Raw genomic sequence first — 21267 nt, 5'->3', positions numbered from 1 at the left:
AAAGAGTAATCGTAAGGCAGAATGGAGAAAGATAAACTTCTCAGGGATATCCGGCAACTGCTACGGCGTGAAGAGTTTGAGATTGGAGAGCCCATACTGAAAAGTATAAGTTTTGACATGATAGCAAGAAGAGAGGACATAATTTTGATACTCAAAGCGCTTATAAACATAGATGCTCTACGCTCGGAAGTTGCCAGAGAACTGAAGATTCTGGGTAAGGAGCTCAAGGCAGCACCCATAGTTATAGGCAAGAGAAGTGCGATGGGCAACATACTGGACGATGTGGTTTACTCGCGTCACGGCATACCGATTCTCTCATTCAATACCTTCAAGAATTTCATAACTAATGGTGAGTATCCGATGGTTTACGCCTCCCCCGGCGGGTTCTATGTTAACATAAACGGCTGGCTATTGAAAAAGATAAGGGAGGCAAGGGGAATATCACTGGGGGAGCTTGCAAAGGTTGCAGGAGTTAGCAGAAAGGCCATACAGCTCTACGAGGAGGGAATGAGTGCGACCATAGACAGTGCGTTGAGGCTCGAGGAATATCTGAAGGTTCCCCTAATTGAACCGATAAACATTATGGACCTGACACGCCTTGAGGAGGAGAGATATCCAAAAATGGACAAGGTGGATGAGATTTACAGAAAACTCATGGATTTGGGATACGATGTATTTTTAACCCTCAAATGCCCCTTTGAGGCCCTGAGCAAGGATGAGGAGGACATATTTCTAACGGGCATAGGAAGGAACGAGAGGAGAATAAGGTACAAGGCGATGAATCTGCGAATAATGACACGGATACTTGAAAAGAACGCATTTATCATAGTAGATAGGGCAAGGTACGAGGAGATTGAGGGCATACCCCTGATACAGAAGGACGAACTTATGGAAAGCGAGAGAAAGGAAGAGATAAAGAGCATAGTCAGGGAAAGGAGTGCCCTATGAAGAGAGCATATAAATTCACCCTTGAGAACAAAGAGGTTCTTTTCTGGGGAACGATAAAGGGACTGGTTAGCGAGCGTGAAAAACTGCGCAATCTTTTTAGCGAGTTCAAGCCCGAGGTTATGTTTCTTGGCATATCCCCGGAGGAGATGCGGGGCCTTGAACGGTATCTTCAAGAGCCCTTTGACATTGAACCTGAGGATTACGAGGTAATCTACGGGCTAAAACTGGAAAAATATGGAGAGGTAGGGCTCCCTGTACCCACATACCTTGAGGCCTTCGCCCTATCCAGAAAAGATGGTGTGGATATGATTCCAATTGACATGCCAGATGAGGAATTTTCAGACCTTTACGTGAACACCATTGACATATTCCATCTGATGCACTTCAATTTCAGAAAGAGGAAGATCTGGCGTAAAAAATTCGAAGCAGAAACTCCCGAGGAGTTCGTGCTGATGTGGGACAAAGAGGTGAACAAGATTCCCCAGTACAGGAAAATTGAGAATGAGAGAGAAAGGTACATGGGTAGAAGGATAAGGGAACTTCTAAGAGAAAGAGGGGAGAAAAAAATAATGGTTATCATTGAACTTGAACGCCTTCATGGGGTGCTTGACAATTTGAATCTCTTGCACACCACATAAACTTCAGGGCTCGCCCTGTTTGACGCCCTTGGCTTATGAACCTTAACAAGTTCGAATCTCTTTTTGCATTTCCTCTTGAATCCCTCAAGCATGTCCCCCTGAAATACTTTCACGAGAAGATGTCCACGCTCTCTGAGCATCTTCTCCGCAATGAACAATGCTCGCTCTGCCAGGTCCACGGATCTCGCATGGTCCCAGGAAGCCACACCGGAGATGTTTGGAGCCATGTCAGAAATCACAACATCCACATAATCCGTGTATTTCATTATTCTCTGCACAATATCCTCATCGTAAACGTTTCCACGTACGAATTTCACACCCGATACCCTTATGGGCTTTACATCAACCCCTATGACCATGCCCTCCTCTCCCACAATCTTCAAGGCCACCTGACTCCAGCCCCCGGGAGAGGCCCCGAGATCCAGAACACGATAACCGGGGCGAATTATGTAAAACCTCTCGTTAATCTGCAAAAGCTTAAAGGATGCGCGGCTTCTGTAGCCGCGCCGTTTCGCCTCCCAGTAATAAAAATCTCTGTTTTTCAACTCTCTTCCTCTACCACTTTCTTGTACTCTTCTGCACTTAGAAGTTCCCCAATCTCATCAGGATTCGTTATCTCTATTTCAATCAGCCAGTTCTCATAGGGATCCTGATTGAGCAATTCGGGGCTATCCACAACAGCATCGTTTACCGCCACAACCTTTCCGGAGAGGGGTGCATATATATCGCTGGCCGCCTTCACCGATTCGATCACGCCAATGGTGTCCTCCTTTGAAAATTCATCACCCACTGCTGGAAGTTCCACATAAACAATATCGTGAAGCTGCTCCTGAGCCACATCGGTTATCCCTATCCTCGCCTTGTTTCCATCAACCTTCACCCATTCGTGGGTCTTTGTGTATTTCAAATCTTCAGGAATCTTCATACCTATCACCGATGGGTTAAATACTTGAAGGATAAAAAACATTGCGATGACAAGATTTTTAATTGCAAATGCCATTTGGATATATGCGAAGTTTCATCGCAATTGAGGTACCATTCACAAAAGAGATGGAGAGTTTGCAGGATAGCATAGAGGGACGCGTGAAACTGGTTGAAAGGGAGAACGTGCACATAACCCTGAAATTTCTGGGAGAGATAGATGAAAAAACATTTGAAATTGTAAGAAAAATTGTGGAAGAGTGCAAGGTGGGGAGTTTCAAAATAACCCTCAGGGGTGTTGGTTTCTTTCCAAATGAGCATTATGTAAGGGTTGTATGGATAGGTGTGGATAACTACGAGCCCATCGAGAGAATGGCAAGGTGCATAGACGAAAAACTGAGCAAAATGGGTTTTCAGAGGGAGAGGAGTTACGTGCCCCATCTTACGGTAGCCAGAGCCAAGGGAAGGATAAGCATAAAAAATCTGGAAAAGTTCAAAAACATGAAATTTGCCGAAATGGAGGTCAAGGAAATAAAAATAAAAAAGAGCACTTTAACTCCAAATGGTCCCATATACGAGGATCTTGCCACAATTCAACTGTAGTACAGTTTTTCTCCCTCGTCCTCCTCTTCCTCTTCTTCTGCGAATTCAATTACGTCTATGGCCGCTATAGAGCCTATTGGTATGAGCCTTGTCTTTCCCTTCATCTCCCCATGGCTCTCATCAAGTTCAAGCCACAGAGATGTGTCTTCACCAACGGCCACGAATCCCTTAAACGTTCCACTGCTCTTCATTATGCTGTTGTGCGCTGTTAACGAGTACACCACACATTTTGATCCTATTGTCAGTTTATTCATACCTACCACCCTCCGCAAGTTTTGATATGTGCTCCACCATTATTCTGTAATTTTCCATTGCCAGTTTCACATTTGCCTCCACAAAGTTCCAGGCACGGGCCAGATCTCCGTACCTGAGACGGTACATCTTGTTCATTCCCTCCTGCCGCTCATCAAGGATGTCCAGAGATTTCAGCTTGTTGAGATGTCTGTAAAGTGTGGTTCTCGTTGTGCCCAGATATACGAGTAACTCTTCCACGCTCCATTCCCTATCGGGATGAAGCAGAAAACACTCCTTAAAAAGCCTGTATGGCACGCTCTTGACAGCCCTCTCAAAATCTCGCTGGGGATCAACCCTGGGCATATACCCTATGGAACTGAGAAAGGTTAGAAGCACATAATCCAGATTCTTCTCGTGGACCATCGGGGTCAACAGGGTTATATTCATCTCAAACATAAACATAGTAATAGTTTTGGGTTTATTTAATTTTCCCAACCCCTTAGGAAGGTTTAAAATACGGCAGTGCATTGGCCCACTATGCTCCTTGAAAAACTTGTAAAAGCATTTGGAGTGCCTGGATTTGAGGATGAAATCAGGGCCATTGTAAAAGAGCACATGGAAAAATATGCGGACGAGGTGCACGTGGACATGCTGGGCAATGTGATAGGCATCAAGCACGGTGGTGATAGAAAGGTCATGATCGCAGCCCATATGGACCAGATAGGATTCATGGTCAGGGGAATCACAGAAGATGGATATCTTGTGATCTCTCCCATGGGCGGTGTGAATCCCATAACCCTCCGCTCAAGACTTGTGAGAATCAAGGGAAAAGATGGCTTTGTGTACGGGGTAATCGGTGAGAAACCCCCACACATTGAGAAAAAGGCAGAGAAGAAGGAAATAAAGGATCTCCGCGTGGACATAGGAGTTGAGAGCAGGGAGCAGGCAGAAAAACTCGTGCCCCTTGGATCAGTTGGAAGTTTCGTTCCAAATTACGTGGAGATGGAAAACAGGATTGTGGCCACAGCCCTGGATGACAGGGCCGGAATATACACCCTTCTCAAAACAATGGAAAGCGTGGAAAGTGATGCCACCCTGTATTTTGTGGCCACCGTCCAGGAAGAGGTGGGACTGCGGGGAGCAAGGGTCTCAGGATTTCGCCTGAATCCGGATGTTGGAATAGCAATAGACGTGACCCATGCCAAGATGCCAGGAATTGGAAGTGAAGAGATGCCAATCACCCTTGGAAAGGGTCCCACAATAGGGGTGGGACCAACTGCCCATCCAAAACTCGTGCAGCATTTCACAAACACCGGAGTGTCCTTCCAGATTGAGCCAAATCCATCAAGAAGCGGTACAGACGCGGACATAATTCAACTGGCAAGGGAGGGAGTTGCAACCCTCGTTCTATCCATACCCCTAAGGTACATGCACTCCAGCGTAGAGATGATAGATAAAAGGGATCTTGAAAACGCAGTCAAAATTATGAAGGCGGCACTGAAGGACATAGGCAAGGTGGATCTGACTCTATGAGAGAAATGTTTATCATTCTAATCCCATTATTCTTTTTGTGATTGCTTCTGCCCCGGCCAAGGTCATACTGTTCGGAGAGCATGCTGTGGTTTACGGAGAGCCGGCCATAGCGGTGGCCATTGATCTGAGAACCTATGTGCAGGTTGAAAAGGGTGAGGAGTACAGGGTTAATGGACATCCCATGAAATCCAGATACCACGCCTACATAAAAAACGCCATTGACCTCTGCTGGGATGGTGAGCCCCTTCATATAAGAACGAAGAGCCAGGTGCCTTCAGCATCGGGCATGGGCTCTTCAGCCTCCATAACGGTGGCCACACTCACAGCGCTACTTGCCATAAAAAAGGAAATTGAGGAGGAGAGAATAGCAAAGATGGGCTTTGAGGTGGAGTACAGAACCCAGGGCAGGGCAAGCCCCATTGACACGAGCACTGTGACCCATGGACAGGGAATACTCGTGCACAAGGTAAGGAGGGAAAATCATCTTTGGAGTGTGGAGAAAAATGGAGTTGTCTGGCACATACACCACGTTCAGATACCCTCCCTTCGCCTGGTTGTTGGATTCTCAGGTATAAAGGGTTCCACAAGGGAAATGGTTGAGAAGGTACGAAGATTTTACTCATGGAACTCATTCGCCAGGGATGTAATAAGGGAAATCGGAAGGATAACGCTTGAAGCCTTAAACCCCCTGCAGAACGAGGATTACGAGCGCATTGGAGAACTCATGACAAGGGACAATAAACTCCTAACGATACTTGGAGTGAGCCATCCAATGCTGAAGAAGATGATAAACGCTGCAATGAAACACTCCTACGGGGCGAAACTCACCGGCGCGGGTGGAGGCGGTTCAATAATAGCACTCACAGACGAGCAGGACGAGGTTGCCCGCGCCATAGAGGAGGTTGGCGGCCGCGCGTACAAGGTGAGCATCAGCAGGGAAGGGTTTAGGGTTGAAAATCATTTTTGAAAATCACCATTGGGTATCTCTTATGTTTAACAAATTATAAATTTCAGTGAAAAATTTTTTAATACCCCATATTCTTCTTATTTTTGAGAGAGGTCCTGAATGCCCGCAGGTGATAGCAGTTTAACCTCGGGCCTCTCTCGGGAGAGCGCCACGCTCTCCCTCACCAAAAATCACCTGGGAGGTGATAATCAGAGGTGATGTGAAATATGAAGAGGGTGATGAAGAGGGAACAGGGAGAATTCGGTATTGGTTCGCTGATAATCTTCATCGCCATGATCATAGTATCTGCAGTAACGGCTGTGGTGCTGATACAGATTTCCTACCAACTCCAGCAGCAGGCGGAAGATACCGGAAACGTGGCCATACAGGACATATCCACAGGAATGAAGATAATATCCATTGGTGGCTACAGGTACAATGATGAATGGGGTACCATTGCTCCGTATCACAATGTCATTGACTGGGTGAGCATAATGGTGACACCAATTTCTGGCAGTCCCCCTATAAACCTGAAGGATGTGATAATAATCGTTAGCGATGGAAACACCTCGGTGAACCTCGTTTACAGCAGCGGTGTGGAATTTGATGGTGGACCAGACCCGGTTGGGGGTGCAGGCGTATTCGGCATGGAAATCGTGAGAGACCTGCCACCGCAGACCCTTAACAACGGTGTGCTCACATCTGGAGACATTGTGGCCCTATCCTTCAACGCCACCGCAAACGGATTGAACCTGGAGCCACAGACCTATCTGAGCATAAAGATCATTCCCAAGCATGGGGTCTCCACCTTGAAGGAAATAACAACCCCATCCCCCTACATATCAAGATACGTGGAGTTGATGTGATATGGGACTTAGCACAACGGCAGCCTATGGGATACTGTTCACCGCCTCGCTCATAATGTTTGCCACAGTACTCAACAGCATAATCTACTCCTACACCATAACAAACCAGGGAATGGAAAACAGGAGCACGCTCATAGAAAGCGCAAAGAACGTGATTGAAGTGGATCGGGTGGTTTACAACTCTTCAAATATTGAAATCTACGCCATAAATCGTGGACCGCTGACACTGAACACGAGCCAAATGTCAATAATTGTAAACGGTACAATGATGAACTTTACCTCCAACTCTCCATACTGGTTCCCCGGAAACATGGAAAATTTCGAAATAAGCACAAACTACACCCTCGGTACATACCACCCCGTGCAGTTCAAAATTGATGTGGGGGATCATGTGATAGCAACCGCAGAGAGGGATAAAATCTACGTGCTAAATGAAACGTCCATAACCGCATATTCCTATCTCGGGGAGAAAATATGGAGCGTGAGCGTTCAATTCCCCCTGGATGTGGCCTGCGGCTCTTACCTCTATGTGCTGAATTCCACGGAGATCCAGATGTACGATTTCTCAGGAAACTACATAAAATCCTTCGCTTACAATACCAGCATAGTGGCCATAGCAGCCACGGATGATTACGTTTACGGAATATCCAACGACACGCTGTACATATTCAACTCCACAGGCACTCTGGAAAGCGAGGTTGCCCTGGTGAATGCCAGAGACGTCACCGTTGGAAAGTACCTCTACATTCTGGAGGGAAATGAGATATACGAGTACACCTACGATGGATACTACATCACAAAATTCACGGACTGGAGAATCACCAACGCAACTAAAATAGGGGCAGATGAAAACATGCAGGGCTCATACATTTTCGTGCTGAATAATCACAACGAAATCTTAATCTACGAAAATGGAACATTTGCATCGGAGATTCCCCTGAGTTCTCTGGCGGAAAACATAGACATTTACGGAAAGATTTACATCAGTGCTGATGGAGTGCTGGGCATGGATATGGGTTATAGGGTGAAGGTTGTTGATGAATATGGGAATGAGGTTTATGGGTATCTGTGAGGTGATGCCATGGGACTGAGCACAAGTGCAACCCACATCATATTCTTCATTGCCTCCGTGGTGATAGCCGCCAGTTTTGTTGGCATAGCGGCCAGCGCAGTTCTCAACATATCAAACGGCATAGAGAACAGGGGAGATATGATTGCAAACCAGCTCTCTGGAGAGTTCAAAATAATAAACGACCCTGACAGAATGAGCAACAACCCCCTGGTGCTGTACCTGAAAAACACTGGAAAGGTGCCCCTAAGCACGAGCCACATAACGATCCTGATTGACGGCATTGCCCAGGATAATTACACGGTGAGCCAGGATACATGGTTGCCCGGAGAAACAATAGTGCTCACAATAAATGTGGATCTAGCATCTGGCACCCATGTGGTGAAGGTTGTGCTTGAAAATGGATTATCGGACACTTTCTACTTCAGGGTGTGAGAGATGTACAAGATAAAAATTGAGAGGGATGAACTGCATTCTCGCCTAGGGGGAGGTTTCCCGGAGGGTTCACTGGTACTCATAGAGGGGGAGAACGGTAGTGGAAAGAGCGCGCTCACACAGAGATTTGCCTACGGGTTTCTGATGAACGGGCATACGGTCACAATAATATCCACAGAACTCACAGTTAGGGATTTCATAAAGCAGATGTACTCCCTCAACTATCCAATAGCAAACTTCCTGCTTCGCAATCGGCTGGTGTTTGTACCCGTCTATCCGATTATAGGAAATATGCGAGATCGCAAGGATTTTCTTGGAAGATTGATGTCCTCTCCTGCACTTTTCAAGACGGATATAATCATAATTGATACCCTTTCTTCTCTTGTCAAGGCGAGTTTGAATGTTGAATCACGCTCAGTTCAGTTATTATCCTTCTTCAAGAGGCTCATGGCCCTTGATAGAACCATAATTTTGAACGTGGAGAAGGGAGTTATGCGTGAAGAGATACTGGCTCCTTTCAGGGCTGCCGCCAATGTGTACATAGAGACCTCCATAAACAAGATTGGAGGTATGGTGAACAGAATTGCATTCATAAGAAGGTACACCAACGCTGCAGGTAGAATTGAAAATACAATCGCGTTTAGGGTTGAGGCGGGTACCGGAATAATCCTTGAGATAATGGCAATATCGTGAGGTGATGCCCATGGCTATGGGAACCAAGGTAGCCCTGGCAATAAAGAGAAATCCACATCTTGGAAGGTACATAGAGAAGGTTAGAAGGGAACTCAACGAAACTCCAGAGTTCTACGAGCAGTTATCCAGGGATATGAAGGACCTGGACTGGGTAAACCTCATATACCCAGTGGGAGACCCCATATTCATCCACATATACGGCAGGAGGGGCGATAGAAAGTATGTGGTTGTGCAGCCGGAACTCACAGACGAGGAGAAGGTAAAGTACTACAAGGTCAGAGAACTGATATTCATAAAGGCAGGATACGAGCCGCCCCACAAAACCAAGGAAGAATTTGAGAGACAGATAGAGAGACTGCTGAAGGATTCCACAGTGATCGTGGAGGAGCCCGTGCCCTTTGAAGAGAAGAAGGGTTTTTTGAGCATGTTCAGAAAGGTAAAGGTACCCGTCACGCAGGAGGAGTACGATAAGATTGAGTATTACCTCAAGAGGGACATAATAGAAAGCGGGCCACTTGAGCCCCTACTGAGGGACCCATACATAGAGGATATTCACGCAATAGGCATAGAACCCGTGCATCTGATCCACAAGGTATTTGAGACCATGGAGACAAATGTGCATTTTTCAAGTTACGATGAACTGGACTCGTACCTCCGAGGTATGAGCGAGAGGATGGGCAGACCAGTTAGCACGGGAAGGCCAATAGTGGACGGCGCGTTGCCGGATGGATCAAGGATAAACATAATTTATGCGGATGATGTGAGCATAAAGGGAGCATCCTTCACAATAAGAAAATTCGCCGCTGAGCCCCTGAGTGTGACGCAGCTTGTGAAGTGGGGAACCTTCAGCGCGGAGATAGCAGCCTATCTCTGGATGGCCATAGAGTTTGGAAAGAGCCTGTTCATATCAGGAGAGACAGCAAGCGGTAAGACAACTACCTTGAATGCGATAATCCCCTTCATCAAATACAACTACAAGGTCTTCACAGCGGAGGATACGCCAGAAGTGCACGTGCCCCACGAGATATGGCAGAGATTGCTCACAAGGGAGGCAGGTCCGAAGGAATCCCGTGTTGAGATGTTCGATCTTTTGAAGGCTGCTCTGAGAAGCAGACCAAATTACATAATTGTGGGAGAGATAAGAGGTGCCGAAGGAAATGTTGCATTTCAGGCCATGCAAACAGGACATCCTGTTATGGCAACGTTCCACGCATCATCCATAAAAAGGATGATACAGAGATTGAGCTCTCCACCCATAAACGTGCCGGTAACCTTCATGGATAACCTGAACATAGGTGTGTTCCAGCAGGCCGTTTATTTGAAGGGCAGGACATTGAGAAGGGTTCTATCTGTGGAGGAGATCCTCGGCTATTCGGCAGAACTCGGAGGCGTTATGACAAAGGCAGTATTTGTCTGGGACCCGCTGCGCGACGAGCACATATTCAGGGGACTGAATAACTCATACATACTTGAGGAAAAAATCGCTCCTCTTCTGGGCTATGCGGATCCCAGGAAAGTGTACGACGACCTGTTCCTCAGGGCAAAGATAATCCGCAAGATGATTGAGCACAACATATTCCGATACAGGGACGTGGTGAAAATAATAGTGGATTTCCAGAAGTATGGAGTGGAGAAACTGCCCTTCACGGTGTGATGGAAATGGCAGGGATAAGGGAGAAGGTTGCAAGGCTCTACGCCTCATTCGACATCCCATGGAGAAAATACATCCTGATGTACGCCTTGCCCATACTGTTCACCACCCTATTCATCACCCTCTACCTATCAATCTCGTTCAAATTTTTCAACGTTTTCCCCTTCTCTCTTGTTCTCTACACCATACCCGCATTTGGAATCCTAACCATCATGCTCTTTCCACTGCTCAAGGGGGAGAAGAGAAAGAAGGAAATTGAAAAATATCTGCATCTGTTCATAACGAGAATGGCCGTTCTCGCCTCCACCAGATTGCCCCGTAAGGAAATATTCAGGATACTCTCTGAGGTGAAAGAGTACGGTGCACTGAGCGATGAGATAGCAAAGATCTACCATCTTATGGAGTACTGGAACATGAGTTTACCGGATGCCACAAGGATAGTTGCCAAGAGATGCCCCAGCGTTGAACTGGCAGATTTCCTTGACAGGCTGGCACACAGCGCAGATGCAGGCGAGGATTTTGAGGTCTTCCTCGAAAAGGAGCGTGCTGTGGTTCTTGAAACCTATGCCGTTAAGTACGAGGCTGCCCTGAACCAGATGGACGTTTACAAGGAAACCTTCGTGGCCATGCTGATATCCATGCTCTTCTTTGCCGTATTTGTAACCATACTGCCCATGTTCACCACGGGGGATATGACCATCTACCTCTACCTCATGCTCCTGGCATTCATCACCGTTGAGGCTGTGATGCTCTACGCCATAAAAATACGCCTGCCGGAAGACGATATATGGCACAACAGGAAGGATGTTCGCTCACCCCACGAGATGAAACTTCTCAAGGTTCTTCCCTTCGCCTACCTCATGGTGGCCCTTCTTTTTCTCATCACCTACTTTCTGGGGCTGCCACTCCCAATAGTGGTGGCAATATCCATCCTTCCCCTGTTCTACCCCGGATACCTGGTGCATACTGCAGAGAGTGACTTGATAAACTGCGATACAAATTACGACGCATTCATAAGGGCAGTTGGGAGTTACATAGAGGCAAAGGGCAGTGATGTGACCGCAATGGAGAGGCTGAGAAAGCACGATTTTGGAAAACTCACAAAGTACATAGATACCCTTTACAAGAGATTGCTCACAAGAATCGATAAGAAAATGGCATGGCGGTACTTTGCAGGTGAGACGGGGAGCAATCTGATTTCCAAGTTCACAGATATGTTCGTTACAGGCCTGGACATGGGTGGAAATCCTCGAAAGATTTCAAAGATCATAAGCGAGTCCTACGTGCGCATGATAGGGTTGCGTAAAAAAAGGTACCAGTCCGCTGCAAATCTAACGGGCATACTCTACGGCCTAATGGTTGGTATGGCATTTACACTCTACACAACGCTAAACCTCATGAAGATGATGGCCAATATGATAAAATACTATCCCGTGAATCTGCAGAAGTACATACACATTCCCCTCCTGTCTGCGCATTTCCCGCTTCAGGCTGCAAGTGTCGTGTTTCTACTCCTCCTCGTTATCCACGCACTCGTTTCTTCCATGATCATAAAAATCGTGAGCGGCTCGCACAGACACAGCATATACCTCCACTTCTCCATGCTGGTATGGGTGGGCATTATAGTTGCATACGTCACCAATTGGGCGGTTGGAAAGGTACTGACATTCTAATCGTAACCATTATATTCCCCCATGCAATATTTAAACCGTGTACTGGGATGTTAGACTGCTCACCGCCTCCTACTCAAAGGAGGATGATGGGGTAGTTGTGGAGTTATACGGAAAGACAAGAGAGGGAAAGAGCATAGTGGCAAGATACCACGGGTTCAAGCCCTATTTTTACCTTGTGGAGCCTCCTGCAACAATACTTGAGAGATTCTCAAAGGACCCCGAGATTTACAGAATGGAAGAGGTTCAACTCTGGCACAAAGGAAAAGTGCGCCAGTGCGTAAAGGTAACCCTGCATTCTCCATGGAAAACTCCCCATTATCGCCGCGAGGCTCTGGAATTCTGCGATGTTCTCGCTGCAGACATTCCGTTTCACCAGCGCTTCATTTACGATTTTGACCTTGGCTCCTGCGTGCGTATATATGGAAGGGAGATTGAGAGTTCTAAATATACCGCAGAGATCGTTGTGGATGCCGAGAGTTTTGAAAACATTGATGATTTTAAGCCTCCTCTGAAAATTCTGAGTTTTGATATTGAAAACTCCATGATAGATGGGAGGATTTTCACCATAGGCATAGCCGTCTGGGACGGAGAGATAAAAAAATACGGAATAGAGGGGGACGAGGAGGAGATACTCTGGAAATTCATAGAAGTCATAAAGAACGAGGATCCTGATGTGATCACGGGCTACAACATTGACGGGTATGATCTTGAACTTCTGAGCGAGAGGTACAAGAAGTACGGTATGGAATTTGCAATTGGCAGAGATGGCTCAAAGCCCCAGCGCGTGGTTGGACAGTTCTGGAGAGTGCATGGAAGGGTGATTGAAGATGCATGGTGGGCCGTGAAGAAGGAACTGCGGTTAAAGCAGGAAACCCTGCAGGCTGTGGCAATGCACCTCTTTGGCGAGGGGAAGATGGATGTTGATAGAACAAACATAGACGAGGAGTGGAAGAAGGATAGAGAGAAGGTTATTGAGTACTGCAAAAAGGATGCAGAACTGGCTTTAAGGATTCTCATGAGGATTGGAATAATTGACAAGTATCTTGACCTCGCCACGGTCACAAAATTTCCGCTGGATGATGTCATTCATTCGGGCACATCCACCTGGGTTGATTCCCTGCTCATAAGGGAGGCGGACAGGCACGGCATAGGGGTACCGCTGCAAGGTCAGGAGAGGAAGAGGGGCAAGATTGAAGGAGGTTATGTACACACCATAGAGCCCGGGCTCTATCACTGGGTATGCGTGCTTGATTTCAAGAGCATGTACCCGAGCATCATAATCAAGTACAACATATGCTTCACCACACTAAGCCGGGATGGGGAGATAGTTAGCCCAACGGGCGTGAGATTTCTCTCCAAGGAGAGGAGAGAGGGGCTAATTCCAAAGATCCTCAAGGACCTAATGGATAAGAGGGATACTCTGAAGAGAAGAATGAAAGAGGCAAAAAACGATGAAGAACGCAGGTACTATGATGGCCTCCAGAAGGCCGTAAAAATACTTATGAACACATTCTACGGGGTTCTTGCATCATCCTTTTACAGGTTCACAAATCCAGACATAGGAGCGAGCATAACAGCATTTGCCAGAGAGACCATAAAAAGGATAATAGGGGAACTGGAAAATGAGGGAATAAGGGTGGTTTACGGAGATACGGACAGTGTGTTCTTTCAGTCTCCCTACGATGATCTTGATAAAACCATAGAATTCGGAAAAAGGAAGGCTGAGGAGATCTCAAATAGAGAATCCCTAGTACTTGAATTTGAGAAGATCCTTGAACCCTTCTTTTCCCATGGGGCCAAGAAAAGATACGTTGGCAGGATAATCTGGCCTGAGGAGAGCAGGGGTGAGATGATCGTGAGGGGTTATGAGATTCGTCGCACCGATTCATTCGATCTCCAGAGCGAGGCACAGCGGGCCGTGTTTGAAAAAATTCTCGATGGAGACATTGAGGGTGCCATTGAAATGGCCAGAAGCATAGTGGCAAGGGTTCGCTCAGGCAATGTCCCTATTGAGAGCCTCGTGATTTCCCGCACTGTACGGGATTTCAAATCCTATAAGAATCCAGAGAGCATGGCAAATGTTCAGGCAGCCAAGAAACTGATTAAGATGGGGCATGAGTTCATCCCCGGAATGAAGGTGGCCTGGATAGTCGTAAATGCCAGGGGTTCAAAGCAGGAAGTTGAACCCTACATCCCAGGAAAGGAATTCGCCAAGAGACCCGATTACAAGTACTACGCCAGAAGAGTAGCCGAAACCTTGGCAAGAATAACCGAGGTGTTTGGGGTAGATGAGGAAAACCTGCTCACGGGAAGCAAGCAGGCCAGCCTGACGAGATTTGAGAGTAAGAGGAAAACCCTGTTTGATTTTGAGTAAATTCTTTATAGGGCGGGAGCATATTATTTCCCGGTGAGAGTATGGATTTCAAGAAGGGCAGAACGTTTATGCTTAGAGTCCCCGAAGATGAGGACCTGCTTGGATTCATAAACCAATTTGCAAGGAAAAATGAAATAAAAACGGGTATTCTGCAGGCCATAGGCTCCCTGAAAAACGCAAAAATAGGGTATTACAGCATCCAACTTGGCAGGTACGAGGAGATAGAAGTAAAGGGTGTTCACGAACTTCTTATGGCTGCAGGAAACATAAGTTTGAAGGATGGAGAGCCCTTTGCCCATGTTCACGTCATACTGGGAGACGAAAAGGGAAATGTTAGAGGTGGGCATCTCATAGAAGGCAGGGTATTTGTCGCAGAACTCTACATTGAGGAACTTGGTGGAGGGAATCTGGAGAGGATCCCCCACGGAAATCTGAGCCTGTGGAGAGTGGAATAGGCAAGGTTTAAGTAATTGGGATAATTTATTCACCCATGCGCGCCCTCTTAGTTGTGGATATGATCCACGATTTCGTTGATGGCAAATTTGGAAGTGCAAAGGCCAAGAGCATAGTACCCGTTGTGGCCAAACTCATTGAAAGGTTCAGAAAAGATGGTATGGTCGTTTACCTGAAGGACTCTCACAGGGAAGGAGATGCGGAGCTGAGCATCTGGGGTCAGCACGCAATGCAGGGAACATGGGGCTCTGAAATTGTGGAAGAGATAGAGCCAATGGATGGCGATGTGGTCATAGAGAAAAACACCTACGATGGTTTTTTATTCACAGATCTTGAAAAAATTTTGAGAGATTCAGGAGTGGACGAGGTTCACATCTGCGGGGTTGCCACGGATATATGCGTACAGCACACGGCATTCGGCGCGTTTGCGAGGGGATTCAGGGTGCACATAGTGAAGGATGCCTGTGCAGGCACATCCCAGGAGGAGCATGAGAGGGCTTTAAAATACATGGAACGCATTTACGGTGCGAGAATTGAGGAGAGTGAGAGATTATGAAATTCCATATGGCAAGTGAGAGGGATATCCTCGAAGGTAGAACGACTGACGTGTACTTCGTTAGAACAAGGGAAATACTTGAGAGAAATGGAATAAAAAGAAAAGTTTACGCGGAATTCATCGTTTCAAATCCTCCCTACGACTGGGTTGTCTTCGCTGGACTTGATGAGGTGGTTGAACTTTTGAAGGGTAAACCTGTGAACCTATACGCTCTTCCAGAGGGCACCGTGTTTCCCAGAAGGGATGCTCGTGGGCTGCCCATTCCCGTTATGGCCATTGAAGGAGATTACAAGGAATTTGCAATCTACGAGACTCCCATTCTCGGTTTCATATGCCAGGCCTCAGGCATTGCCACAAAGGCAGCGAGGATCCGTCTCGCAGCAGGAGATTCCCCCGTACTCTCCTTCGGTGTCAGAAGAATGCATCCCTCCATAGCACCCCTGATTGACAGGAGTTCATACATAGGAGGCTGCGATGGTGTATCAAGCATAATCGGAGCAGAGCATATTGGGAAAAAGCCAAGCGGTACAATGCCCCACGCACTCATATTAACCCTGGGAGAGGAGGATGCCTGGAAGAAATTTGACGAATTCGTGGAAGAGGGAGTTCCAAGAATAGCACTTATAGACACGTTTGGTGACGAGAAATTTGAATCCATAAAAGCGGCCGAGATCCTCAAGGACCTGTACGCCGTTAGACTGGACACTCCGGCCTCGCGCCGTGGTAGATTCGAGGACATAATTCGCGAGGTTCGCTGGGAACTGGATATTCGGGGATATAGGAATGTGGGCATATTCGTATCAGGGGGGCTTGATGAAGAGAGCGTGGCGAGGTTGAGGGATGCGGGGGCAAACGGTTTTGGAGTTGGCACCTCGCTCAGCAACGCAAAAACAATTGACTATGCCATGGACATAGTTGAGATTGAGGGAAAGCCCATGGCCAAGAAGGGTAAATTCAGCGGAAGAAAGAATGTTTACAGATGTAAAAAATGTGGCAAATTCTTCGTAACATACAAGGATGAAAAATTGGAATCCTGCCCAGAGTGTGGTGGAAATGTGGAGAGCATGCTCAAGCCCGTGCTCATCAATGGAGAGCCTGTAGGGAAGTATCCATCTGTGGATGAAATAAGGGATTACGTGCTTATACAGTTGGGGGATCTGAATGCTCATAGTGACGGGGTTTGAGCCTTTTTCAAAGTTCAAGAGCAATCCATCGGAGAGCATAGCAAAATATCTTGAGAAGGAATACGAGGAAATCAGGGCTGAAATCGTCCCCGTTAAATTTGAAGAGGCAAAGGATTATGCTAGGAAGATAATAGAGCAGGATCCAGAGGCGGTTCTATCCTTCGGACTCGCTGATGGAAGGCCCCAAATTTCCATAGAAAAAATCGCCGTCAACGTTATGGATTCCTCAACCCCGGACAATTCAGGATTCAAACCCAGGAGGATGAAGATCTTTGAAGACGGAAAGGATGCCTACTCTTCCACCATCCCAGTTTACAGAATTCTGGATGCATTGCACGAGAATGGCATTCCCGCATATATCTCCTACACAGCAGGCACATACGTTTGCAACACCCTGCTTTACTCCCTGCTATATTATGCCCACAAGATGGGAAAGAGCATACCCGTGGGATTTGTGCATCTACCATCCACGGAAAAGATGGCACTGAAGAGAAAGGTGCCCTATGTGGAGTATGAAACAATGAGAAGGGCTGGAAAAATAATCCTAGATGTTATTTACCGCCTCTCCGCTCCTTAGCCTTGGGCCTGAGGTCGCGGCTGCCACACCTTCTACATCTGGTGGCGTTTGGCGGATTTCTAGCGTAGCATTTCATGCAAATTTTTTTGTTAAGCAGTCTGTTTACTGCCTCTTGGAAGGTCATGGTGCGGAGTATGGGGAAGAGATATTTAACTCTTTTCGTAAACAGGTTTTTATAGTCCCAAGAGTTTGCAATCATATGAGATATCTCCTGAGCATCGCCGGATTTGACCCCACAACCGGTGCAGGCGTGACACGAGACATAATCACATTCAGAAAATTCGGGTTTTATGGACTTGGAGTCACAACTTCAATAACCTACCAGAATATGCGAGGATTTTACGGCATGAGCACTCTCCCTTCCGAGTGTGTTGGAAATCAAATTGACGCGCTCCTGGATTCTTTCAAAATAAAATACGTGAAGGTCGGGCTCGTGGGAAGTAAAGATACAGCAAATCTGATTGTAGAGCTTGCAAACGAGCATGACTGGTTCTTGGTGTTTGACCCACTTCTAAGTGCAAAAAACGGATATGTGCTCAACAGAAAGGAAAATATAGAAGCTCTTCTCAAAAGGGCAGATGTGATAACCCCAAATATTCCAGAGGCAGAGCAGCTTTCTGGAAAGAAAATTGAAGAGCCACTTGATATAGTAAGTGCTGGATACTCCCTCAGGGATATCTATGGAGGGTACGTTGTCATCAAGGGTGGACATCTCGATGGCTCCGATTATCTCTTTGGCCCGGATTTCATGCATTCAACCTCAATGCCCATGATAAAAAAGAATGTGCATGGAACAGGATGCATTTACTCATCCGCACTCCTTGCAGAGATCGCATCTGGAAAGAGTATGAAGGAGGCAGTCGAAAGCGTGAGAAAATTCATACAGGATGAGATTAAGGGTTCAATTGATATGGGGGGATATGCATTAGCACCCTGAGACTCAGTTACAGCAAGTATGCTCTATTCAAAAAATGTCCACTGTGGTATAATTACTCAAACACAATGCCCGTTGTTACTCCAAAAACGGCTGATGCCGAGATAGGAAAGTTGATACACGACACATTTTACAGAATACTCCAAAATCCATACATGGTTGTGAATGCAGAGGATCTATGGAAAGATGTAAAGAAGGATAGCAATCTTATTGATGCCCGAAGTCTCAGAGATCACTTCGAAAGTATGGATGAGATGCAGCATTATTACTCATCCCTCGGCAACTCTCTTCTTCTGTGGAGCAGCGAAGAAGAGTACATTAAGAGAATCGATGCCATGCTCAAAAACAGCAAGAATCTGATTGAGGAGATAAACGCAGAAGGATATAAAACCGAGCAATGGCTCTACAGCCACCTTGAAGATTTTCTGATCTTTGGCAGATTTGATATGATCTCCCAGTACGAGATAATAGACCTGAAAACGGGTAAAATGAACAATTCCGACAGGGATCAGGTTCTTTTCTACTCTGTTATTTTTTACCTCAACAAAGGAATAATCCCCACGGCGAAACTCTTTTACCTTCAACAAGGAAAAATAAAAACCTTCCGATTCACGCACGATGAAATCTGGAATATGAGAAAAGATATTTCTCAAACAGCCAATAAGATCATCAAGGGTGAGTTCAAGGCCACTCCGGGAGAGCATTGCAGATTCTGCCCCTACAAGGCAATATGTGAATCTTAAAATTTGAAAATTGGGTGGCAAATTTTTTGTACTCTTTGGGTATTTTCAAAGTATGTACCTTGATTTACTCAGGTTCATCATAGCCATACCGTTCTTCCTATACGCCTCCTACAGCGACTGGAAGGAGAGGTTGATCTCCCCCATGGTCTGGTTCATACTAGGATTCTTCGCATTTGGGATAGATCTCTATCAGTATCCCTCCCTCACATCCATAATAGCAATCACACCCTCCATAATAGTTTTCTACGAGTGGTTCTTCGAATGGGAGAAAAAAGAAAGGATCATTCAGTACTCCCTCTGGGCTCTGGCCATCGCACTTTTCGCATATTCAATAATTCTAAATGCAGAGCCCGCTCTAATCGTTATGTTCATAATGCTCCTGGTTTTCAGAGGATTGCACGCCATTAAAGTTATCCGAGGAAGGGCAGATGCCCGTGCTCTTATGAGTGTTGCCATTCTCCAGCCCACATACCCATTCTTCCTCTCGTTTCCCGTTTTTGTGCCAAACTACGTGAATATCGTGCAACTCACGTTTCCATTTGCATTTCTCACACTTCTTTACGCTGCCATCGCCTCTCTTGTTTTCATACTTGCAATTTTCATCCGCAACTTGATACGCGGAGATACTGGATTTCCGGAGATGTTCATAGGGTACAGAATACCCATAGATGAGGTAAGCAAAAAACAGGTCTGGCTTATGGAAAGGGTCGTGAACGGGGAGCATGTGCTATACGTGCATCCACACGATCACGGTCCTGAGGACATAGAAAATCTGAAGAGGATTGGAAGAGAGAGGGTTTGGGTTCAGCCAAAGATCCCATTCATAATATTCATAACCGCTGGGCTTTTTGCAGCCTACCTACTCGGAAACTTCATCTGATCTGGCAATGGCACGCAGGAGATCGCTGCGCGTGACAATGCCCACAACCCTCCCGTTCTCAACCACGGGCAATCTTGAAATCTCCTTTTTCACCAATATGTTGAGGGCATCGTAGATATCCATATCGGGTTCCGCATAATGTACCCTCTTCTCCATCACATCTCCAACCCTTATGGAAGAAAGTTCCCTCAGAACGTTGCTCTGCTCCTCGGGGATCTCAAAGGGGATTATTTCCATAAAATCGAAGGGTGTCGGAAAGACGTAAAGACCCACGCTCTCCATACCATCCTTCACCGTCTTCAATATATCCTTTATGGTGAGTATGCCGAGCAATTTTCCATTTTCATCAACAACGGGTGCACCGCTTATCCCATTCTTTGCAAAAATTTCCGATGCCTCTTTGATCGTCATATCCGGTCGCAGGGTTATAACGTTCCTGTTCATGATCTCTCCGATCTGCATCATCTACGCCTCTTCTTCATCTGGAACAGAAGCATATCGTTCCACTCAACCCTGTGCTTCACACCCTTCTCAGCCAGAAACTTGCTTATCTTCTCTGTCACTATGCGCACATCATCGCTGTAAACTCCCCTATATATGAAAAACTCCCTCCTATCGCTCATCGGGACAACTATTCTCATTTTTCCTTCCCTGTTGAACCCCTCGGGCTTGCGATCATGCCCTATATCCACCATGTTCTCGTGAATTATAATCTCCCTTTGCTCCGGTTCGTCCCTGAACTGCCTAGTTTCCTCAAAAAATAAATTCAGCATATCGCCCCAGACCTGCTCTAGATCCTTCCATTTGACGCTCTTGTCCATGATGATGTGGCTATTCCAAATTTTCATGATTCTAAATCCCCAATGGAGTATTTAACGATTTTCATCCAGATAGAATGATGCTTCCTTCAGCACTGCCGTGTAGGTGAACACAACCTCGTAGAGGGCGTAAATTATGCCTATGAACAGTGCGCTCAGAGCAAAGGCAAGGGCCCATACCGCAAGGTACCCAAATAGGTGATTGAAAAACTGGGCGAAGGACATTATGGAGGATATGGAGGTGAACAGGATGGTGAGATAGTAATACAGCATGGCATTTCTGCATAGTTTGAGACGCTTTACCAGGGTATTTTTTTGAGCCTGAATAATTCGCATTCTCTCTTCCCCCACCTCACCCCTGCGAACCTCCTCGGAGAATTTCCTTATTCTGTCAATTATCCGTCCTATTCTGTTTCCAAGTCCAAGAAGCAGGAGTCCAACTGCAGAGATGAGAAGTATGGGAGCAAGGGCACCCTGAAGTATCTGGATTGTATCCATAGGTGCATATAGGCATCTTCAATTATAAACATTCTCAAAC

The 21267-nt window shown here is 46.4% G+C and carries 27 protein-coding genes; 19 read left to right on the top strand and 8 right to left on the bottom strand.

The features are described from left to right. Nucleotides 1-21: 21 nt before the first annotated feature. Together AC0S1O_RS05805 and AC0S1O_RS05800 are read left to right on the top strand one after the other, a co-directional pair. Complete coding sequence (locus AC0S1O_RS05805) at nucleotides 22-948, top strand: transcriptional regulator (protein WP_475393385.1); 927 nt, start codon at nucleotides 22-24, stop codon at nucleotides 946-948. After that, complete coding sequence (locus tag AC0S1O_RS05800; protein WP_475393384.1) at nucleotides 945-1586, top strand: hypothetical protein; 642 nt, start codon at nucleotides 945-947, stop codon at nucleotides 1584-1586. Before AC0S1O_RS05805 ends, AC0S1O_RS05800 begins: the two co-directional genes overlap by 4 nt. On the opposite strand, the gene AC0S1O_RS05795 is transcribed toward AC0S1O_RS05800, so the two are convergent. Continuing rightward, nucleotides 1544-2131: an RlmE family RNA methyltransferase gene (locus tag AC0S1O_RS05795; protein WP_475393383.1), complete on the bottom strand. Its 588-nt coding sequence runs from the start codon at nucleotides 2129-2131 to the stop codon at nucleotides 1544-1546. The genes AC0S1O_RS05800 and AC0S1O_RS05795 overlap by 43 nt on opposite strands. Beyond that, on the bottom strand, nucleotides 2128-2511 hold the full coding sequence (gcvH, locus tag AC0S1O_RS05790; protein ID WP_475393382.1) for a glycine cleavage system protein GcvH: 384 nt from the start codon (nucleotides 2509-2511) through the stop codon (nucleotides 2128-2130). Before gcvH ends, AC0S1O_RS05795 begins: the two co-directional genes overlap by 4 nt. An 83-nt stretch (nucleotides 2512-2594) precedes the next feature. Between gcvH and thpR the strand changes: the two genes are divergently transcribed. Beyond that, nucleotides 2595-3110 carry an RNA 2',3'-cyclic phosphodiesterase gene (thpR, locus tag AC0S1O_RS05785; protein ID WP_475393381.1) on the top strand — a complete coding sequence of 172 codons (516 nt, stop codon included), beginning with the start codon at nucleotides 2595-2597 and terminating at the stop codon, nucleotides 3108-3110. Here thpR and AC0S1O_RS05780 read toward each other — a convergent pair. Together AC0S1O_RS05780 and AC0S1O_RS05775 are read right to left on the bottom strand one after the other, a co-directional pair. Further along, nucleotides 3101-3364, bottom strand: coding sequence for a hypothetical protein (locus AC0S1O_RS05780; protein WP_015283765.1), 264 nt, complete (start codon nucleotides 3362-3364; stop codon nucleotides 3101-3103). The two genes, thpR and AC0S1O_RS05780, sit on opposite strands and share 10 nt — an antisense overlap. Continuing rightward, a complete protein-coding gene (locus AC0S1O_RS05775) occupies nucleotides 3357-3800 on the bottom strand; it encodes a helix-turn-helix domain-containing protein (protein ID WP_475393380.1) in 444 nt (147 codons plus the stop codon). The genes AC0S1O_RS05780 and AC0S1O_RS05775 overlap by 8 nt, the downstream gene beginning before the upstream one ends. An 81-nt stretch (nucleotides 3801-3881) precedes the next feature. Between AC0S1O_RS05775 and AC0S1O_RS05770 the strand changes: the two genes are divergently transcribed. From AC0S1O_RS05770 to AC0S1O_RS05710, 13 genes are all read left to right on the top strand, one after another. Continuing rightward, nucleotides 3882-4877, top strand: coding sequence for a M20/M25/M40 family metallo-hydrolase (locus AC0S1O_RS05770; protein ID WP_475393379.1), 996 nt, complete (start codon nucleotides 3882-3884; stop codon nucleotides 4875-4877). A 37-nt stretch (nucleotides 4878-4914) separates the two neighbouring features. Continuing rightward, nucleotides 4915-5844 carry a mevalonate kinase gene (mvk, locus tag AC0S1O_RS05765; RefSeq protein WP_475393378.1) on the top strand — a complete coding sequence of 310 codons (930 nt, stop codon included), beginning with the start codon at nucleotides 4915-4917 and terminating at the stop codon, nucleotides 5842-5844. Nucleotides 5845-6050: 206 nt separating this feature from the next. Beyond that, nucleotides 6051-6689, top strand: a complete 639-nt coding sequence (locus AC0S1O_RS05760) for a flagellin (protein ID WP_475393377.1) — start codon at nucleotides 6051-6053, stop codon at nucleotides 6687-6689. A 1-nt stretch (nucleotide 6690) separates the two neighbouring features. Beyond that, nucleotides 6691-7761 carry an archaeal flagellar protein F gene (locus AC0S1O_RS05755; protein WP_475393376.1) on the top strand — a complete coding sequence of 357 codons (1071 nt, stop codon included), beginning with the start codon at nucleotides 6691-6693 and terminating at the stop codon, nucleotides 7759-7761. A gap of 9 nt (nucleotides 7762-7770) precedes the next feature. Next, nucleotides 7771-8193, top strand: coding sequence for a flagellar protein G (locus tag AC0S1O_RS05750; protein WP_475393375.1), 423 nt, complete (start codon nucleotides 7771-7773; stop codon nucleotides 8191-8193). A 3-nt stretch (nucleotides 8194-8196) separates the two neighbouring features. Then, nucleotides 8197-8886 carry an archaellum protein ArlH gene (gene arlH, locus AC0S1O_RS05745; protein WP_475393374.1) on the top strand — a complete coding sequence of 230 codons (690 nt, stop codon included), beginning with the start codon at nucleotides 8197-8199 and terminating at the stop codon, nucleotides 8884-8886. Nucleotides 8887-8896: 10 nt separating this feature from the next. After that, the gene (locus AC0S1O_RS05740; protein ID WP_475393373.1) at nucleotides 8897-10540 is read left to right on the top strand and encodes a type II/IV secretion system ATPase subunit; all 1644 of its coding nucleotides are present in this window, start codon (nucleotides 8897-8899) and stop codon (nucleotides 10538-10540) included. A gap of 5 nt (nucleotides 10541-10545) precedes the next feature. Next, entirely contained in the window at nucleotides 10546-12210 is a 1665-nt protein-coding gene (gene flaJ, locus AC0S1O_RS05735; protein ID WP_475393372.1) for an archaellar assembly protein FlaJ, read from the top strand. A 37-nt stretch (nucleotides 12211-12247) separates the two neighbouring features. Continuing rightward, the gene (locus AC0S1O_RS05730) at nucleotides 12248-14584 is read left to right on the top strand and encodes a DNA-directed DNA polymerase (protein WP_475393371.1); all 2337 of its coding nucleotides are present in this window, start codon (nucleotides 12248-12250) and stop codon (nucleotides 14582-14584) included. Between the two features lie 41 nt (nucleotides 14585-14625). After that, entirely contained in the window at nucleotides 14626-15039 is a 414-nt protein-coding gene (locus AC0S1O_RS05725; protein ID WP_475393370.1) for a PPC domain-containing DNA-binding protein, read from the top strand. 35 nt (nucleotides 15040-15074) lie between these two features. Beyond that, nucleotides 15075-15593, top strand: coding sequence for a cysteine hydrolase family protein (locus AC0S1O_RS05720; RefSeq protein ID WP_475393369.1), 519 nt, complete (start codon nucleotides 15075-15077; stop codon nucleotides 15591-15593). Continuing rightward, complete coding sequence (locus tag AC0S1O_RS05715; RefSeq protein WP_475393368.1) at nucleotides 15590-16777, top strand: nicotinate phosphoribosyltransferase; 1188 nt, start codon at nucleotides 15590-15592, stop codon at nucleotides 16775-16777. Before AC0S1O_RS05720 ends, AC0S1O_RS05715 begins: the two co-directional genes overlap by 4 nt. Continuing rightward, nucleotides 16755-17354 (top strand): pyroglutamyl-peptidase I, encoded by a 600-nt coding sequence (locus AC0S1O_RS05710; RefSeq protein ID WP_475393367.1) that lies wholly within the window; start codon nucleotides 16755-16757, stop codon nucleotides 17352-17354. Before AC0S1O_RS05715 ends, AC0S1O_RS05710 begins: the two co-directional genes overlap by 23 nt. On the opposite strand, the gene AC0S1O_RS05705 is transcribed toward AC0S1O_RS05710, so the two are convergent. Beyond that, nucleotides 17329-17478, bottom strand: a complete 150-nt coding sequence (locus tag AC0S1O_RS05705; RefSeq protein WP_475393366.1) for a 50S ribosomal protein L40e — start codon at nucleotides 17476-17478, stop codon at nucleotides 17329-17331. The two genes, AC0S1O_RS05710 and AC0S1O_RS05705, sit on opposite strands and share 26 nt — an antisense overlap. Nucleotides 17479-17553: 75 nt before the next feature. Between AC0S1O_RS05705 and thiD the strand changes: the two genes are divergently transcribed. The 3 genes from thiD to AC0S1O_RS05690 are packed head-to-tail and all read left to right on the top strand — an operon-like array spanning nucleotide 17554 to nucleotide 19911. Further along, a complete protein-coding gene (thiD, locus tag AC0S1O_RS05700) occupies nucleotides 17554-18291 on the top strand; it encodes a bifunctional hydroxymethylpyrimidine kinase/phosphomethylpyrimidine kinase (protein WP_475393365.1) in 738 nt (245 codons plus the stop codon). Then, nucleotides 18273-19031, top strand: coding sequence for a RecB family exonuclease (locus tag AC0S1O_RS05695; protein ID WP_475394478.1), 759 nt, complete (start codon nucleotides 18273-18275; stop codon nucleotides 19029-19031). Before thiD ends, AC0S1O_RS05695 begins: the two co-directional genes overlap by 19 nt. A 52-nt stretch (nucleotides 19032-19083) precedes the next feature. Further along, nucleotides 19084-19911: an A24 family peptidase C-terminal domain-containing protein gene (locus tag AC0S1O_RS05690; protein WP_475393364.1), complete on the top strand. Its 828-nt coding sequence runs from the start codon at nucleotides 19084-19086 to the stop codon at nucleotides 19909-19911. Here the strand turns inward: AC0S1O_RS05690 and AC0S1O_RS05685 are convergent. Genes AC0S1O_RS05685 through AC0S1O_RS05675 form a run of 3 tightly spaced genes read right to left on the bottom strand, consistent with a single transcriptional unit; the run spans nucleotide 19891 to nucleotide 21227 of the window. Then, nucleotides 19891-20376 carry a CBS domain-containing protein gene (locus tag AC0S1O_RS05685; protein ID WP_475393363.1) on the bottom strand — a complete coding sequence of 162 codons (486 nt, stop codon included), beginning with the start codon at nucleotides 20374-20376 and terminating at the stop codon, nucleotides 19891-19893. The two genes, AC0S1O_RS05690 and AC0S1O_RS05685, sit on opposite strands and share 21 nt — an antisense overlap. Next, nucleotides 20373-20759, bottom strand: a complete 387-nt coding sequence (locus AC0S1O_RS05680) for a hypothetical protein (protein ID WP_475393362.1) — start codon at nucleotides 20757-20759, stop codon at nucleotides 20373-20375. Before AC0S1O_RS05680 ends, AC0S1O_RS05685 begins: the two co-directional genes overlap by 4 nt. Nucleotides 20760-20783: 24 nt before the next feature. Beyond that, on the bottom strand, nucleotides 20784-21227 hold the full coding sequence (locus AC0S1O_RS05675) for a DUF2721 domain-containing protein (protein ID WP_475393361.1): 444 nt from the start codon (nucleotides 21225-21227) through the stop codon (nucleotides 20784-20786). Nucleotides 21228-21267: the final 40 nt, after the last annotated feature.

The organism is Candidatus Aciduliprofundum sp. HYA1 (assembly GCF_056175085.1).
The sequence above is the reverse complement of the archived record's forward strand: the minus strand, read 5'-3'. Positions and strand labels throughout refer to the sequence as shown.